The organism is Paracoccus fontiphilus (assembly GCF_017356265.1).
GTDB classification, from domain to species: Bacteria; Pseudomonadota; Alphaproteobacteria; order Rhodobacterales; family Rhodobacteraceae; genus Paracoccus; species Paracoccus fontiphilus.
The window spans coordinates 168,679-185,383 of record NZ_JAFNAW010000001.1; the positions used below are offsets into that span (position 1 = coordinate 168,679).

Consider the following 16,705-nt stretch of genomic DNA (forward strand, 5'->3'; position numbering starts at 1 on the left):
CTGGCTTTCCCTTCGCTGGATGTCTTGTGCCGCACCCTGCCCTTATCCGGCCATCGCCGCAATCGCCTTGGCGCGATCCAGCGTCTTGCGGGCGGTCTCGACATGCAGGTTCTCGACGATCTTGCCGTCCACGACGGCGACGCCCTTGCCCTCGGCGCTCGCCGCCTCGAACGCGTCGATCTGGCGGCGGGCGAGGTCGATCTCGGCCTCCGTCGGCGCGAAGGCCTGGTTGGCGATGGCAAGCTGGGCCGGATGGATCAGCGTCTTGCCATCGAAGCCCATGTCGCGGCCCTGCTCGCATTCCGCGCGCAAGCCTTCATCGTCCTTGAAGGCGTTGAACACGCCGTCCACGACCACCTTGCCATGCGCCTTGGCTGCCAGCAGGCACAGGCCCAGCCCGGCCTGCATCGGCAGCCGGTCAGGGCGAAAGCGACTGTTCAGTTCCTTGGCAAGGTCGTTGGTGCCCATCACCATCCCCTCGAGCCGGGGATGGGCGGCGATCTGCGCCGCGTTGAGCATCCCCAGCGGCGTTTCCATCATCGCCCACAGAGGCGTGTCAGGGACCAGCGCGGCCACCCGGTCCAGGTCGGCGGGGCTGTCCACCTTGGGGATCAGCACGGCATCCGCCCTGTGCAGCGCCCCGCAGAAATGCGCGTCCGCCCTGCCCCATTCCGTCGTCAGACCGTTGATCCGCACGATCTTCGCCCGCGCGCCATAATCATTGGTCAATGCCGCAGCCAGGGCATCGCGCGCCGCAGGCTTTTCGGCAGGCGCCACCGCGTCCTCCAGATCGAAGATGATCGCGTCGGCTGGCAGCGTCTGCGCCTTTTCCATCGCCCGCGCATTGGCGGCGGGGATGTACAGAACCGATCGGTAAGGACGCGCCATCAAAACCTCCTCGCAACTTTATTGCGTGACGCTGCCCTGCCCCGCCAGTTTTGGCAAGCGAAATTGCCGCGCTGCGGCGTCAGGCCACGGCCTGCCAGACCAGCCGCAGCGACACGGCCAGCAGCCCCCAGGTGATCAGCTTGTAGAACAGCGCCTCGGGGATGATCCTGACCAGCCGCAGCCCCGCCCAGACGGCAAGCAGCGCCACCGGCATCAGCACCGCCGCCGCCTTGAGGTTCGCGGGCGACAGCTGGCCCAGCGCGGCATAGGGGATCAGCTTGACCCAGTTGCAGATCGCGAAGAACCAGGTGGTGGTCCCGGCATAGATCAACGCGGGCAGGCGCAGCGGCTGCACATAGACCTGCCAGGGCGGCGCGCCCGCATGGCTGACAAAGCTGGTATAGCCCGACAGCACCCCCCAGAAGGTGCCGCGCGCGGGCGACGGCGCGCGCCCCTGGCCCGACAGCGCCGGGCGCAGCAGCGCGTTCAGCGCGAAGATCAGCCCGACCGCCCCCACGATCAGCGTCACGCCGTCCACGGGCACCACATGGGCCCCGGCCCAGCCGATGCCGATCCCGGCGATGGCGCCGGGCAAGGCGGTCGCCAGCACCCGCAGGTCGAAGTCGCGGCGGAACGCGATCAGCCCGCCGATGTCGGACACCACATAGATCGGCAGCATCAGCCCGGCCGCCTGCACCGGCGACATCGCCAGCGACAGCACGGGAACCGAGATCATGCCCACCATCGCCAGCCCGCCCTTGGCAAGCCCCACAGCCGCCGCCGCGATGATGGCCAGCACCCAAGTTCCGATCGTCAAGTCCAGCATCGCACCCCCTTCCGCACGCAGCAGCCATGCGGCCCGGCGGTCGTTTTGGCAAGTGTCAGCGCCAACATCGCCGCGCTGCGGCGGCGGAGGCTTGCGATTCCTTGCGCGACCCCCTAACCACGGCGCAACAATCACCATGACATCGGAGGTTTTCCATGGCCCGACCCAAAATCGCACTGATCGGTGCGGGGCAGATCGGCGGAACGCTGGCGCATCTGGCCGCGATGAAGGAACTGGGCGACGTCGTCCTGTTCGACATCGCCGAGGGCACGCCCCAGGGCAAGGCGCTGGACATCGCCCAGTCGGGTCCGTCCGAGGGCTTCGATGCCGTCATGAAGGGCGCCAACGACTATGCCGACATCGCGGGGGCCGATGTCTGCATCGTCACCGCCGGCGTGCCGCGCAAGCCGGGGATGAGCCGCGACGACCTGCTGGGCATCAACCTCAAGGTCATGAAGTCGGTGGGCGAGGGCATCGCCAAGCACGCGCCGAACGCCTTTGTCATCTGCATCACCAACCCGCTGGACGCGATGGTCTGGGCGCTGCGCGAGTTCTCGGGCCTGCCGCATGAAAAGGTCTGCGGCATGGCCGGCGTGCTGGATTCGGCCCGCTTCCGCCACTTCCTGTCGCTGGAATTCGGCGTCTCGATGCGCGACGTGACCGCCTTCGTCCTGGGCGGGCACGGCGACACGATGGTGCCGCTGACCCGCTATTCGACCGTGGCGGGCATTCCGCTGCCGGACCTGGTGAAGATGGGCTGGACCACCCAGGACAAGCTGGACAGCATCGTTCAGCGCACCCGCGACGGCGGCGCCGAGATCGTCGGCCTGCTCAAGACCGGCAGCGCCTTCTATGCGCCCGCGACCTCGGCCATCGAGATGGCGGAAGCCTATCTCCGGGACCAGAAGCGCGTCCTGCCCTGCGCGGCCTATGTGGACGGCGCCTATGGGCTGAACGGCATGTATGTGGGCGTGCCCACCGTGATCGGTGCGGGCGGCGTGGAAAAGGTGATCGACATCGCCCTGAACGACGACGAGCAGGCGATGTTCACCAAGTCGGTGGATGCGGTGAACGGCCTTGTCGCGGCCTGCAAGGGCATCGACGGCTCGCTGGCCTGATCCGGCATCACGTCTGCAAGGCGCGTCCCGTCGCGGGGCGCGCCTTTGCATTTGACGATGTTCATCTTTCCCGTTCCGTCGTAGCATTCCGGTGTCCAGTGAACCCGGAGGTGACCATGACGCGGACCGCCCTTCCTGCCGTTCTTCTGCCCCTGCTGCTGAGCGCCTGCCAGGCCCCGCCCACGTCGCCGCGGCCGACCGATCAGCTGCCTTTCATGGGAAGCTGGGATTGCGGCGTCACCACCATGACGTTCACGCCCACCGACTATCTGCCGTCGAACGATGCGCAGCCCATCAAGATCCGCAAGTTCTCCACCCAGAACCGCGTGACGACCATGACGCTGGACGACGGCGCCGTGATCCAGGTCCAGTGGCAGAACGACAACCGGATCACCTGGCTGTCGCAAAGCACCGGAGACAGCTTCGACTGCAGCCGCGTCGCCGGCTGACCCGCCCGCGAATCCCGCCCGGCCGCATTGTGATCACGGCATTTCAGCCCGTGATCACAATTTGCGGGTTCCGGCGGTTTTAGGCGTTTTCCCGGTGAAATCGGTTCCGAACTTCCCTCGGCTGTGGCAAGAGGCCGCCAAATCTGTCGAACCGAACGAGGGGGTTTGCGATGAATATCCACGAATACCAGGCCAAGGCGCTGCTGCGCCAGTACGGCGCGCCGGTCAGCGACGGCCGGATCGTGATGAAGGCCGACGAGGCCAAGACCGCCGCCAGCGAGATGGACGGCCCCCTGTGGGTGGTCAAGGCGCAGATCCATGCGGGCGGGCGCGGCAAGGGCAGCTTCAAGGAAGCCGAGGCCGGTGAAAAGGGCGGCGTGCGCCTGGCCAAGTCGGTCGAGGAAGCCGAGGAACTGACCCGCCAGATGCTGGGCCGCACCCTCGTGACCCACCAGACCGGCCCGTCGGGCAAGCAGGTCAACCGCATCTACATCGAGGACGGCAGCGACATCGCGCGCGAGCTGTATCTGGCGCTGCTGGTGGACCGCCAGACCTCGCGCGTCAGCTTCGTCGCCTCGACCGAAGGCGGCATGGACATCGAGGAAGTGGCCGCCCACACGCCCGAAAAGATCGTCAGCTTCAGCGTCGATCCCGCGTCGGGCCTGTCGGACTTCCATGGCCGCCGCGTGGCCTTCGCGCTGGGCCTTGAGGGCAACCAGGTCAAGCAATGCGTGGCCCTGGTCAAGAACCTGTATCGCCTGTTCATCGAAAAGGACATGGAGATGCTGGAGATCAACCCGCTGATCGTCACCCCCGAAGGCCAGATCAAGTGCCTGGACGCGAAGATGGGCTTCGACAACAACGCCCTGTATCGCCAACCCGACATCATGGCGCTGCGCGACGAGACCGAGGAAGATCCCAAGGAACTGGCCGCCTCGAAGTTCGACCTGAACTACATCGCGCTCGACGGCGAGATCGGCTGCATGGTGAACGGCGCGGGCCTGGCGATGGCCACGATGGACATCATCAAGCTGTTCGGCGCTGAACCCGCGAACTTCCTGGACGTCGGCGGCGGCGCCACCAAGGAAAAGGTGACGGAAGCCTTCAAGATCATCACCTCGGACCCGAATGTCAAAGGCATCCTGGTCAACATCTTCGGCGGCATCATGCGCTGCGACATCATCGCGGAAGGCATCATCGCCGCCGTGAAGGAAGTCGGCCTGCAGGTTCCGCTGGTCGTGCGCCTTGAAGGCACGAACGTGGACCTGGGCAAGCAGATCATCCGCGATTCGGGGCTGAACGTCATCCCCGCCGACGACCTGTCGGATGCGGCAGAGAAAATCGTGAAAGCGGTGAAGGGATAAAAGAAGATGGCCGTTCTCGTTAACAAAGACACCAAAGTCATCTGCCAGGGGATCACCGGGTCCCAGGGCACCTTCCACACCGAACAGGCGATCGCCTACGGCACGAAGATGGTCGGCGGCGTGACGCCCGGCAAGGGCGGCTCCGAACACCTGGGCCTGCCGGTCTTCAACTCGGTCCACGAGGCCGTGGCGAAAACCGGCGCCAATGCCAGCGCGATCTACGTTCCGCCCCCCTTCGCGGCGGATTCGATCCTGGAAGCCATCGACGCGCAGATCCCGCTGATCGTCTGCATCACCGAAGGCATCCCGGTGCTGGACATGATGCGCGTCAAACGCGCCCTGCAAGGGTCGCAGTCGCGCCTGATCGGGCCGAATTGCCCCGGCATCATGACCCCGGACGAATGCAAGATCGGCATCATGCCCGGTTCCATCTTCCGCCGCGGCAGCGTCGGGGTGGTGTCGCGTTCGGGCACGCTGACCTATGAGGCCGTGAAGCAGACCTCGGACGTGGGCCTGGGCCAGTCCTCGGCGGTCGGCATCGGCGGCGACCCCATCAAGGGCATGGAGCATATCGACGTGCTGCAGATGTTCCTGGACGACCCCGAGACCGAGTCGATCATCATGATCGGCGAGATCGGCGGTTCGGCCGAGGAGGAGGCGGCCGAGTTCCTGGCCGAGCAGAAGAAGAAGGGCAAGTGGAAGCCGACCGCCGGCTTCATCGCGGGCCGCACCGCCCCTCCGGGCCGTCGCATGGGCCATGCCGGCGCCATCGTGTCCGGCGGCAAGGGCGACGCGGAATCGAAGATCGAGGCGATGAAGCGCGCCGGGATCGTCGTGGCCGACAGCCCGGCCGGCCTGGGCGAGGCCGTGCTGAAGGCCATCAAGGGCTGAAACTGAACCCGGCCCGCGGCGCGGGCGTTCCCCCGGCACGATCAACCGTCTGGTCAAACACAGGAGACTGAAGATGAAAATGCTTTCCGCTGCCATCGTCGCCTCGACTGTTGTGCTGGGGGCCTGCGCGCCCGAGCCGATCACCCGCGTCGAAACCACCGTCACCACCAGCCCGGTCGATACCGAGGCGCTGGGGATGGCGACCGGCCTGCCCGCCGATGCGGTGCTTGGCGTGACGCGGACCGGCAACCAGTATGTCGTCTTCTACCGCGAGGAAGGCGTCACCGCCGAACAGCTGGCGGATGCGCCCCGGACGATCTGCGCCAACACGGCCTCGACCGTGTTCAGCGCCGATCCGGTGGATACCACCGCGCCGCAGTTCAGCAGCGGCGTGCAGCGCATGACCGTCACCTGTTCGTGACGCATTTGAAATGCCGTGCCCCCGGCTTACCTTTGGGGGCACTGGCAGCACCAGGGGAATGACGTGGACCAGCCGCAATGCGCCGCAGCCTTTCCGACGGACCGGGCTTCCGCCCGTGCCCGCCGCTGCATCGCGCCCTTGTCGCTGAGCGCCCTGGTGGCCCTGACCGCCTGCGGGCGCGCGCCGACCGACGACATCCTGCCCGGTGGCATCCCCGCCATGACGGACCTGCACCAGGCCAGCACCCTGCCCCCCGATTCCGTGCGCACGGTGGCCCGGCGGGATTTCGGCTGGCGCCTGATCTACCATCCCGCCCGGGCGCCCGTGGGCGCCGACCAGGGCGCGGCCCGCGCGCTTTGCGGGCTCGAGCGGCGGCGTGTCGCGCGGATCGAGCGTTTGCCGCGCCTTGATCCCACGGCTGATCCCGGCGCGGCCATCATCGACATCATCTGTGCCTGAGGCGGTCATGACATCCAGAACCCGATCAACCCCCATCGTGAACATGCCGCGCCTTTCGGCCATCCTTGCCGCCTGCGCCCTTGCCGGATGCATGGCACCCGCCACGGCCCCGGCGCCGCAGGCCCCTGCCGCCCCCGTCGCGCCTGCCGCGCCGCGCGTGGTCACGCCATCGGTGCCCGTGACGCCGTCCGTCACGCCGCCCGCCGCTCCTGCCGTTCCCACCGGGCCGGTCGATGGCCGCACCGGGTTGCACCAGGCCGCGCTGATTTCCGTCACCGGGGATGCGGACAGCCGCTTCACCGTGCTGTTCCGCCCCGCCCAGACCGATGCCGCCAAGATCGACGCGGCGCCCGCGCAACTGTGCCTCCAGGCCGGACGCGGCCTGGAGGACAGCCGCACCAACAAGCCGGGCGCGGGCAGCGCGATGCCCGGCGTCCAGATGATGATCGTCACCTGCAGCGCCGCCTGACGCCGCACATCCCATTCCCCATTGCGTCAAGGACGCGAGATCAGATGACCGACCAACCCAACAACGCCGATTTCCACGACTCGTCCTTCCTTCAGGGTCACAACGCCGCCTATATCGAACAGCTCTACGGCCAGTGGGCGCAGAACCCGCAAGCCTTCGATGCGGGCTGGGACGCCTTCTTCCGCAGCCTGGGCGACGCCGGAGAGGATGCCGCCCGCGAGGCCAGCGGCGCAAGCTGGAAGCGCGCGGACTGGCCGCCGGTTCCCTCGGACGAGACCACGGCGGCGCTGACCGGCGAATGGCCGATGGCCTCCAAGACCGAGGCGACCGCCGCGATGAAGAAGATCGCCGCCAAGGCCGAGGAAAAGGGCGTCAGCCTGACCGAGGACCAGATGCGCCAGGCGGTGCTGGATTCGATCCGTGCGCTGATGCTGATCCGCGCTTATCGCATCCGGGGCCACCTGCACGCGAACCTTGATCCCCTGGGCCTGCGCGACGTGCCCGACCATGGCGAACTGAACCCGGCGACCTATGGCTTCGGCCCCGGCGACATGGACCGCCCGATCTTCATCGACAACGTGCTGGGGCTCGAGATCGCCTCGATCCGCCAGATCACCGACCTGATGAAGCGGACCTATTGCGGAACCTTCGCGATCCAGTTCATGCACATCTCGAACCCCGAGGAAGCCGCCTGGCTGAAGGAGCGGATCGAGGGCTACGGCAAGGAGATCCAGTTCACCCAGGAAGGCCGCCGCGCCATCCTGAACAAGCTGGTCGAGGCCGAGGGCTTCGAGAAGTTCCTGCACGTGAAATACATGGGCACCAAGCGCTTCGGCCTTGACGGGGGCGAGGCGCTGATCCCGGCCATGGAACAGATCATCAAGCGCGGCGGCGCGCTTGGCGTGAAGGAGATCGTCGTGGGGATGCCCCACCGCGGCCGCCTGTCGGTGCTGGCCAACGTGCTGTCGAAGCCCTACCGCGCGATCTTCCACGAATTCCAGGGCGGCAGCTTCAAGCCCGAGGACGTGGACGGGTCCGGCGACGTGAAATACCACCTAGGCGCGTCCTCGGACCGCGAGTTCGACGGCAACACCGTCCACCTGTCGCTGACCGCCAACCCCTCGCACCTGGAGGCCGTGAATCCGGTCGTGCTGGGCAAGGCGCGCGCCAAGGGCGACCAACTGGGCGACACGCATGATCGCACGGCGGTGCTGCCGATCCTGCTGCATGGCGACGCGGCCTTCGCGGGCCAGGGCGTCGTGGCGGAATGCCTGCAGTTGTCCGGCATCCGCGGCCACAAGACCGGCGGCACGATCCACATCGTCGTGAACAACCAGATCGGCTTCACTACCGCGCCGCATTTCAGCCGCACCTCGCCCTATCCGACAGACATCGCCCTGATGGTCGAGGCGCCGATCTTCCATGTGAACGGCGACGACCCCGAGGCCGTGGTCCACGCTGCCAAGGTCGCGACCGAGTTCCGCCAGAAGTTCCACAAGGACGTGGTCCTGGACATCTTCTGCTATCGCCGCTTCGGTCACAACGAAGGCGACGAGCCGATGTTCACCAACCCGGCGATGTACACCCAGATCAAGGGCCACAAGACCACCCTGCAGCTTTACACCGAACGCCTGGTCGCCGATGGCCTGATCCCCGAGGGCGAGATCGAGGACATGAAGGCCGCGTTCCAGAACCACCTGGGCGAAGAGTTCGAGATCGGCAAGAACTACAAGCCGAACAAGGCCGACTGGCTGGACGGCAAGTGGTCGGGCCTGGACCGCGAGGGCGCCGAATACGTCTCGGGTGAAACGGGGATCGAGCCGTCAACCATGGCGCAGATCGGCCGCGCGCTGACCACGGTTCCCGAAGGCCACAACCTGCACAAGACCGTGGGCCGCCTGCTGGAAGCCAAGAAGCAGATGTTCGAGTCGGGCGAGGGCTTCGACTGGGCCACGGGCGAGGCGCTGGCCTTCGGATCGCTGCTGGTCGAAGGCAAGACGGTGCGTCTGGCCGGTCAGGACAGCACGCGCGGCACCTTCAGCCAGCGCCATTCGGCCTTCATCGACCAGAAGACCGAGGACCGCTACTACCCGCTGAACAACATCGCCGAAGGCCAGGCCCGCTACGAGGTCATCGACTCGATGCTGTCGGAATACGCGGTGCTGGGCTTCGAATACGGCTATTCGCTGGCCGAGCCGAACGCCCTGGTGATGTGGGAAGCCCAGTTCGGCGACTTCGCCAACGGCGCGCAGATCATGTTCGACCAGTTCATCTCGTCGGGCGAGAAGAAGTGGCTGCGCATGTCGGGCCTGGTGATGCTGCTGCCCCACGGCTTCGAGGGCCAGGGGCCCGAGCATAGCTCGGCCCGCCTGGAACGGTTCCTGCAGATGTGCGCCGAGGACAACTGGATCGTCGCCAACTGCACGACGCCAGCCAACTATTTCCACATCCTGCGCCGCCAGATGCACCGCCGGTTCCGCAAGCCGCTGGTGCTGATGACGCCGAAATCGCTGCTGCGCCACCCCAAGGCCGTCAGCCGGGCCGAGGACTTCCAGTCGGGTTCGACCTTCCACCGCGTGCTGTGGGACGACGCGCAGCGCGGCGCGTCCGACATCACGCTGGTCCCGGATCACCGCATCCGCCGCGTGGTGATCTGTTCGGGCAAGGTCTACTACGACCTGCTGAAGGCGCGGGACGAGGCCGGGATCGACGACATCTACCTGCTGCGGCTGGAACAGTTCTATCCCTTCCCCGCGCAGTCGATGGTCAAGGAACTGGCCCGCTTCAAGGATGCCGAGGTCATCTGGTGCCAGGAGGAGCCCAAGAACCAGGGCGGGTGGAGCTTTGTCGAGCCCTACCTGGAATGGTCGCTGGACCGGCTTGGCGCCAAGCACAACCGCGCCCGCTATGTCGGGCGCAACGCGGCCGCGTCGGTCGCCACGGGCCTCGGGTCGCGCCACAAGGCCGAACAGGAAGCCCTGGTGAACGAAGCGCTGTCGCTTGAAGGATAAGCCGATGCCCACCGAAGTCCGCGTGCCCGCACTGGGCGAGTCCGTCACCGAGGCGACCGTCGCCACCTGGTTCAAGAAGCCGGGTGACGCCGTCGCGATGGACGAAATGCTGTGCGAGCTGGAAACCGACAAGGTCACGGTCGAGGTGCCAAGCCCCGCGGCTGGCGTCCTGGCCCAGATCATCGCGGCGGAAGGCGAGACCGTCGGCCCCGACGCCCTGCTGGCCCAGATCGGCGAGGCCGGCAGCGATACCCCCAAAGAACAACCGCAGGCCGCAACGGAAACGGCCCAGAAGACTCCGGAAGGACAAGAGATGAGCGGCAAATCCGTGGACGTGATGGTGCCCGCGCTTGGCGAAAGCGTGACCGAGGCGACCGTGGCCACCTGGTTCAAGAAGCCCGGTGATACCGTCGCGGCAGACGAGATGCTGTGCGAACTGGAAACCGACAAGGTTTCCGTCGAGGTTCCCGCCCCCGCCGCCGGCGTCCTGGCCGAAATCCTGGCCGAGGAAGGCGCAACCGTGGACGCCAAGGCGCGCCTTGCGATCATCATCGAAGGCGCGGCGGGCAGCGCGGGCGCGGCAAGGCCCGCCAGCGGGTCGGCCGACCACAAGGGCGCCTATGGCAATGCCGCGCCGGTCGGTTCGGCCTCGGGCGGAGAGGACGGGACCACCGCGGGCGAAGTCGGCTCGCCCGGCGCCGGCCCCGAGGACATGAAGCCCCGCGCGGATGTCGAGGATGCGCCCTCGGCCAAGAAGGCGATGGCCGAAAAGGGCGTCAGCCGCGACCAGGTGACGGGCTCGGGCCGCGATGGCCGCGTGATGAAGGAAGACGTGTCCAAGGCGCAGCCCGCGGCAAGGCCCGCCCCTGCCCCGGCGGCCCCCCGCCCGGCCCAGGACGCCGCGCGCGAGGAGCGCGTGAAGATGACCCGCCTGCGCCAGACCATCGCCCGGCGCCTGAAGGACGCGCAGAACACCGCCGCGATGCTGACGACCTACAACGAGGCCGACATGAGCGGCGTCATGGGTCTGCGCAACGAATACAAGGACGCCTTCGAGAAGAAGCACAAGGTCAAGCTGGGCTTCATGTCCTTCTTCGTGAAGGCCTGCTGCCACGCCCTGAAGGAGGTCCCCGAGGTCAACGCCGAGATCGACGGCACCGACGTGGTCTACAAGAACTACGTCAACATGGGCGTCGCCGTCGGCACGCCCTCGGGCCTCGTGGTTCCGGTCGTGCGCGACGCCGACCAGAAGTCCTTCGCCGCGATCGAGAAGGAAATCGCCGAGCTTGGCGCCAAGGGCCGCGACGGCAAGCTGACCATGCAGGAAATGCAGGGCGGCACCTTCACCATCTCGAACGGCGGGGTGTATGGCTCGCTGATGTCCTCGCCGATCCTGAACCCGCCGCAGTCGGGCATCCTGGGGATGCACAAGATCCAGGACCGCCCGATGGTCGTCGGCGGGCAGATCGTCATCCGCCCGATGATGTATCTGGCGCTGTCCTATGACCACCGGATCGTGGACGGCAAGGGCGCCGTGACCTTCCTGGTCCGCGTCAAGGAAGCCCTTGAAGATCCGCGCCGCCTGCTGATGGATCTGTAGGACCGCTGGCACCGCCGTCCCTGCGGCGGTGCCGTTCGCTTGAAAGGACAGGCCATGCAACTGATCGCCCATTACAGCGTGAACGACTATCCCGCCTTCAAGGCTTCCTTCGATGCCGATGCCGAGGACCGGGGCGCCAATGGCCTGTCCCTGCTGCAACTATGGAAAGAAAACAACGGCTCGGCCTGGGCGCTGTTCAGCGTCACCAATGCCAAGGCGGCGCGGGCCTACCTGGACGGCGCCGCCGCCGTCTTCAACAGCCAGGCCGGCGTCAGCGCCTTCAGCCATCACTTCGTGGAAACCGCCTGAGCGATGATGACCCCCGAACTGACGGTGCTGGCGCTGGCGGGCCTGCTGCAGGCGTTGCAGTTCGCGGCCTTTTCGGTCGCGGCGAACCTGCAGGTCGGGCCGCGCGTCGCCATGGGGCCGCGCGACGACCCGCCCCGGCTGACCGGCACCGCCGGGCGGCTGCAACGCGCGATGAACAACCACTTCGAAGGGCTGATCCTGTTCACGCTGGCCGTGGTCGTGGTCACCCTGGGCGGGCAGTCCGGCAGCGTGACCGCGACCTGCGCCTGGATCTACCTGCTGGCGCGCATCGCCTATGTCCCGGCCTATGTCTTCGGCTGGGTGCCCTGGCGATCCGCCATCTGGGCCGTGGGTTTCGCAGCCACCACCGTCATGATATTGGCCGCGCTGATCTGACCGCGCGGCATCGACAATGCCCTCCACGGGCCGAGGGACAAGAAGGAGCAAGCCATGTCCACCTATGATCTGATCGTGATCGGCGCCGGGCCGGGCGGCTATGTCTGCGCCATCCGCGCCGCGCAGCTTGGCCTCAAGGTCGCCTGCGTCGAAGGGCGCGAGACGCTGGGCGGCACCTGCCTGAACGTGGGCTGCATCCCGTCCAAGGCGCTGCTGCACGCCAGCCACATGCTGCACGAGACGCACGAGAACTTCGAGAAGATGGGCCTGATGGGCGCCCATGTCGAGGTCGATTGGACCAAGATGCTGGGCTACAAGGCGGAAACCGTCGGCGGCAACACCAAGGGCATCGAGTTCCTGTTCAAGAAGAACAAGATCGACTGGCTGAAGGGCTGGGCGGTGATCGAGGCCGCCGGCAAGGTCAAGGTCGGCGAAACCACCCACGAGACGAAGAACATCGTGATCGCCTCCGGGTCCGTGCCTTCGACCCTGAAGGGCGTGACGGTGGACAACGACGCGGGCATCGTGGTCGACTCGACCGGCGCGCTTGCCCTGCCGAAGATCCCGAAATCCATGGTCGTGATCGGCGCGGGCGTCATCGGGCTGGAGCTTGGCTCGGTCTATGCCCGCCTTGGTGCCGAGGTGACCGTGGTCGAATACCTGGACGCCATCACCCCCGGCATGGACGGAGAGGTGCAGAAGCAGTTCCAGAAGATCCTGACCAAGCAGGGCCTGAAGTTCGTCCTGGGCGCGGCCGTGTCGGGGGTCGAGACCACCGATGGCGGGGCCAAGGTCAGCTACACGCTGCGCAAGGACAACAGCGAACAGATGCTGGAGGCCGAGGTCGTTCTGGTCGCCACCGGCCGCCGTCCCTATGTCGAGGGCCTGGGCCTCGACAAGATCGGCGTGGCGCTGACCGATCGCGGCTATGTCAAGGTGGACGGTCACTGGGCCACCTCGGTTCCCGGCATCTATGCCATCGGCGACGCGGCGCCCGGTCCCATGCTGGCCCACAAGGCCGAGGACGAGGGCATGGCCGTGGCCGAGGTGATCGCGGGCAAGCACGGCCACGTCAATTACGACGTGATCCCCGGTGTGATCTACACCATGCCCGAGGTCGCCGCCGTGGGCCTGACCGAGGACGCCGCCAAGGCGGACGGCCGCAAGATCAAGGTCGGCAAGTTCCCCTTCATGGGCAACGCGCGCGCCAAGGCCGTCATGCAGGCCGAGGGCTTCGTGAAGCTGATCGCCGACGCGGAAACCGACCGCATCCTCGGCTGCCACATCATCGGCCCGAACGCGGGCGAGATGATCCACGAGGTCTGCGTGGCGATGGAATTCGGCGCCTCGGCCGAGGATCTGGCGCTGACCTGCCACGCGCACCCGACCACTTCGGAAGCGGTGCGCGAGGCGGCGCTGGCCTGCGGGGACGGCGCGATCCATGTCTGACCTTGGTCGTCGTGGCCTGATCCTGGCCACGCTCGCCCTTGCCGCCTGTGGCGGCGGGGGCGGCCGGAAGATGCCGGCCGGCCCCGGCCGCAACGGCCTCTACCCCAACGAGACACCGCAGCTGCGCTCGCGCATCAACTACTGGGCCGACCATTACGACGTGCCCCCCGCGATCGTGCAGCGGATCATCCTGCGCGAATCGCAGCACCGCCCCGGAATGCGCAACGGTCCCTACTACGGCCTCATGCAGCTGCACCCGCAGACCGCCCGCACCATGGGCCATCGGGGATCGCCCGCCGGCCTCCTGGATGCCGACACGAACCTGCGCTATGGCGTCAGATACCTGCGCGGCGCCTGGATGGTGGCCGATGGCGACCCGGACCAAGCGGTGATGTGGTATTCGCGCGGCTACTACTACGAGGCCAAGCGCAAGGGCCTGCTGAAGCGGACGGGCCTGCGCAGCTAGGGCTTCTTCGTTGCCCAAATACCCTCGGGGGTGAATTGCGCCCCAGGCGCAAGAGGGGGCGCGAGCGCCCCCTTTCCACGTCAGCCGTGCTGCGCGGCCTTCAAGGCGGCGACGCCCGGCAGTTCCTTGCCTTCCATCCATTCCAGGAAGGCGCCCCCGGCGGTCGAGATGAAGGTGAAATCCCCCGCCACGCCCGCCTTGTTCAGCGCCGCGACCGTATCCCCGCCGCCCGCGACCGAGATCAGCTTGCCGTCGCGGGTCAACTCCGCCGCCGCCTGCGCGGCCGCGTTGGTCGCGCGGTCGAAGGGCTCGATCTCGAAGGCGCCCAGGGGCCCGTTCCAGATCAGCGTCTTGCAACGGCCCATCGCCTCGCGCAGCGCCTCCACGGTGGCGGGACCCGCGTCCAGGATCATCGCGTCCGCCGGGCACTGGTCGACCGGCAAGACCTGGGACTCGGCGCCCGCCTTGAATTCGCGCGCCACGACGATGTCCAGCGGCAGATGGATCACGCAACCGCCCTGGTCGGCCTTTTCCAGGATCTGGCGCGCGGTGGCGGCCATGTCGCGTTCGGCCAGCGACTTGCCCACCTCGACGCCCTTGGCCACTAGGAAGGTGTTCGCCATGCCGCCGCCGATCACCAGGTGATCGACCTTGTCCACCAGGTTCATCAGCAGGTCCAGCTTGGTCGAGACCTTGGCCCCGCCCACGACCGCCATCACCGGCCGCTGCGGCGTGCCAAGGGCCGCGTCAAGCGCCTTCAGCTCGGCCTCCATCAGCCGACCCGCGCCTGACGGCAGCAGCCGCGCCAACCCTTCGGTGGAACCATGCGCCCGATGCGCGGCGGAAAAGGCGTCGTTGATAAAGACCTTGCCAAGCGCCGCCATCGAAGCCGCGAAGGTCGGGTCGTTCTTTTCCTCGCCCTCGTGGAAGCGGGTGTTTTCCAGCAGTGCCACGTCGCCCGGCTTCAGGTCGGCCACCACACGCTTGGCCGGGCCGCCGATGCAGTCGTCGGCAAAGACGACCGGCTGGCCCAGCGCGGCCTCCAGGGCGGGCACGATCTGCTTCAGGCTCATGGCGTCGACGCGCTTGCCCTTGGGCCGGTCGAAATGCGCCAGCAGGACCGGGATGCCGCCGTTGGCCTGGATGTCCTTGATGGTGGGCACGATCTTCTCGATCCGCGTGGCATCGGTCACGCGGCCGTCTTCCACCGGCACGTTCACGTCCACGCGGGTCAGGACGACCTTGCCGTCCATGTCCAGATCATCGATCGTCTTGAAATCGGCCATCGTCCGTCCTTTCGGGCTTTTGGGGCGTCGCTGGCTTGTCCCGCATGGCGCAGGCGGCGTCAACTCTCGCGTAAGGGTGATCCGCCCGTGAAGGGGTTTGCGCGTTGCCCTTGGGGCGGCAAAGCCCTAGACCAAGGACCGAACGTGGCAAAGGAGGGCCGCATGGCCGAGATCAAGGATCCCGAAAACACCATCATCATCGAATTGAAGGATGGTCCCGTCGTCATCGAACTGCTGACCGATGTCGCCCCCAAACATGCCGCGCGCATGAAGGAACTGGCCCGCGCCGGGAAATACGACAATGTGGCCTTCCACCGCGTGATCGAAGGCTTCATGGCCCAGACCGGCGACGTGCAGCACGCCAACATGGAAAACAACTACAATCCCGGCCGTTCCGGCACCGGCGGGTCGGACCTGCCCGACCTTCCGGCGGAATTCTCGAAGCTGCCGCATGATCGCGGCACCCTGGGCGCGGCGCGGTCGCAGAACCCGAACAGCGCCAACAGCCAGTTCTTCATCAACTTCAAGGACAACCATTTCCTGAACGGCCAGTACACCGTCTATGGCCGCGTGATCTCGGGGATGGAGCATGTGGACAAGATCGCCCGCGGCGAGCCGCCCGCGAACCCGGACCGCATGATCTCGGTCAAGGTGGCCGCCGATGCGTAAGCTGCTGATCCCCGCCTTCGTCCTGGCGGCCACCGCCGCCCATGCCCAGGCACCCGCGCACGAGGACGGCCTCGGCCCGAACATGGTGATCGAGATCGCGGGCGCCGACGGCGCCGCCAAGGGCACCATCACGCTGGACCTGCTGGCCGACAAGGCGCCGAACCATGTCGCGCGGCTGGTGGAACTGGCAAAATCCGGCGCCTATGACGGCGTGGTCTTCCACCGCGTGATCGACGGCTTCATGGCCCAGACCGGCGACGTGGAGCACGGCAAGCAGGGCGGCGCCAGCGTCGCCATGGCCGGCACCGGCGGATCGGACCTGCCGGACCTGGAAGCCGAGTTCAACGACGTCTCGTTCCAGGCGGGCACCGTCGGCATGGCCCGCGCGCAGGACCCCAACAGCGCCAACAGCCAGTTCTTCATCGACCTGGCTCCCGCCACCTTCCTTGACGGGCAGTACACGGTCGTCGGCCAGCTGGTGGATGGCTGGGACGTGCTGACCCAGATCAAGAAGGGCGACGCGAACGCAAATGGCGCGGTCGAGGCCCCGGACTACATGGCAAAGGTCACCATCGTCGAGTGACAATGGAAAAGGGGGCCCCGGCCCCCTTTTCGCGCTTGCAGCATCGGGCGC

The 16,705-nt window shown here is 67.0% G+C and carries 18 protein-coding genes; 15 read left to right on the top strand and 3 right to left on the bottom strand.

Translation table 11 applies throughout. From position 1 onward, the window contains the following. Positions 1 to 42 precede the first annotated feature (42 nt). Together J0F76_RS00925 and J0F76_RS00930 are read right to left on the bottom strand one after the other, a co-directional pair. Positions 43 to 888 carry an HpcH/HpaI aldolase/citrate lyase family protein gene (locus J0F76_RS00925; RefSeq protein WP_207464714.1) on the bottom strand — a complete coding sequence of 282 codons (846 nt, stop codon included), beginning with the start codon at positions 886 to 888 and terminating at the stop codon, positions 43 to 45. Positions 889 to 967: 79 nt separating this feature from the next. After that, positions 968 to 1,714, bottom strand: a complete 747-nt coding sequence (locus J0F76_RS00930; protein WP_207464716.1) for a sulfite exporter TauE/SafE family protein — start codon at positions 1,712 to 1,714, stop codon at positions 968 to 970. 155 nt (positions 1,715 to 1,869) lie between these two features. Between J0F76_RS00930 and mdh the strand changes: the two genes are divergently transcribed. The 13 genes from mdh to J0F76_RS00995 all read left to right on the top strand — a co-directional run bounded on the left by mdh (position 1,870) and on the right by J0F76_RS00995 (position 14,116). Then, positions 1,870 to 2,832, top strand: coding sequence for a malate dehydrogenase (mdh, locus tag J0F76_RS00935; RefSeq protein WP_207464717.1), 963 nt, complete (start codon positions 1,870 to 1,872; stop codon positions 2,830 to 2,832). Between the two features lie 116 nt (positions 2,833 to 2,948). Further along, positions 2,949 to 3,281 (top strand): hypothetical protein, encoded by a 333-nt coding sequence (locus tag J0F76_RS00940; RefSeq protein WP_207464719.1) that lies wholly within the window; start codon positions 2,949 to 2,951, stop codon positions 3,279 to 3,281. 170 nt (positions 3,282 to 3,451) lie between these two features. Next, positions 3,452 to 4,645, top strand: coding sequence for an ADP-forming succinate--CoA ligase subunit beta (gene sucC, locus J0F76_RS00945; RefSeq protein ID WP_207464721.1), 1,194 nt, complete (start codon positions 3,452 to 3,454; stop codon positions 4,643 to 4,645). Positions 4,646 to 4,651: 6 nt separating this feature from the next. Beyond that, positions 4,652 to 5,536 (top strand): succinate--CoA ligase subunit alpha, encoded by an 885-nt coding sequence (gene sucD / locus J0F76_RS00950; protein ID WP_207464723.1) that lies wholly within the window; start codon positions 4,652 to 4,654, stop codon positions 5,534 to 5,536. Positions 5,537 to 5,609: 73 nt separating this feature from the next. Continuing rightward, positions 5,610 to 5,957: a hypothetical protein gene (locus tag J0F76_RS00955; protein ID WP_207464725.1), complete on the top strand. Its 348-nt coding sequence runs from the start codon at positions 5,610 to 5,612 to the stop codon at positions 5,955 to 5,957. A 15-nt stretch (positions 5,958 to 5,972) separates the two neighbouring features. Next, positions 5,973 to 6,416, top strand: a complete 444-nt coding sequence (locus J0F76_RS00960) for a hypothetical protein (RefSeq protein ID WP_207464727.1) — start codon at positions 5,973 to 5,975, stop codon at positions 6,414 to 6,416. Positions 6,417 to 6,459: 43 nt separating this feature from the next. Then, positions 6,460 to 6,885: a hypothetical protein gene (locus J0F76_RS00965; RefSeq protein ID WP_207464729.1), complete on the top strand. Its 426-nt coding sequence runs from the start codon at positions 6,460 to 6,462 to the stop codon at positions 6,883 to 6,885. 44 nt (positions 6,886 to 6,929) lie between these two features. Next, positions 6,930 to 9,896, top strand: coding sequence for a 2-oxoglutarate dehydrogenase E1 component (locus tag J0F76_RS00970; protein WP_207464731.1), 2,967 nt, complete (start codon positions 6,930 to 6,932; stop codon positions 9,894 to 9,896). A gap of 4 nt (positions 9,897 to 9,900) precedes the next feature. Continuing rightward, positions 9,901 to 11,496 (top strand): 2-oxoglutarate dehydrogenase complex dihydrolipoyllysine-residue succinyltransferase, encoded by a 1,596-nt coding sequence (gene odhB / locus J0F76_RS00975; RefSeq protein ID WP_207464733.1) that lies wholly within the window; start codon positions 9,901 to 9,903, stop codon positions 11,494 to 11,496. A 54-nt stretch (positions 11,497 to 11,550) separates the two neighbouring features. Beyond that, entirely contained in the window at positions 11,551 to 11,805 is a 255-nt protein-coding gene (locus J0F76_RS00980) for a hypothetical protein (protein WP_207464734.1), read from the top strand. Positions 11,806 to 11,811: 6 nt separating this feature from the next. Further along, a complete protein-coding gene (locus J0F76_RS00985; protein ID WP_207464736.1) occupies positions 11,812 to 12,201 on the top strand; it encodes an MAPEG family protein in 390 nt (129 codons plus the stop codon). Positions 12,202 to 12,255: 54 nt separating this feature from the next. Further along, entirely contained in the window at positions 12,256 to 13,650 is a 1,395-nt protein-coding gene (gene lpdA / locus J0F76_RS00990; protein WP_207464738.1) for a dihydrolipoyl dehydrogenase, read from the top strand. Then, positions 13,643 to 14,116, top strand: a complete 474-nt coding sequence (locus J0F76_RS00995) for a lytic transglycosylase domain-containing protein (RefSeq protein ID WP_207464740.1) — start codon at positions 13,643 to 13,645, stop codon at positions 14,114 to 14,116. The genes lpdA and J0F76_RS00995 overlap by 8 nt, the downstream gene beginning before the upstream one ends. A gap of 80 nt (positions 14,117 to 14,196) precedes the next feature. Here the strand turns inward: J0F76_RS00995 and J0F76_RS01000 are convergent, their stop codons facing one another. Next, positions 14,197 to 15,402, bottom strand: coding sequence for a phosphoglycerate kinase (locus tag J0F76_RS01000; protein ID WP_207464741.1), 1,206 nt, complete (start codon positions 15,400 to 15,402; stop codon positions 14,197 to 14,199). A gap of 162 nt (positions 15,403 to 15,564) precedes the next feature. On the opposite strand from J0F76_RS01000, the gene J0F76_RS01005 reads away from it, so the two are divergent. Together J0F76_RS01005 and J0F76_RS01010 are read left to right on the top strand one after the other, a co-directional pair. Further along, a complete protein-coding gene (locus tag J0F76_RS01005) occupies positions 15,565 to 16,071 on the top strand; it encodes a peptidylprolyl isomerase (protein ID WP_207464743.1) in 507 nt (168 codons plus the stop codon). After that, positions 16,064 to 16,654, top strand: a complete 591-nt coding sequence (locus tag J0F76_RS01010) for a peptidylprolyl isomerase (protein ID WP_207464746.1) — start codon at positions 16,064 to 16,066, stop codon at positions 16,652 to 16,654. Before J0F76_RS01005 ends, J0F76_RS01010 begins: the two co-directional genes overlap by 8 nt. Positions 16,655 to 16,705: the final 51 nt, after the last annotated feature.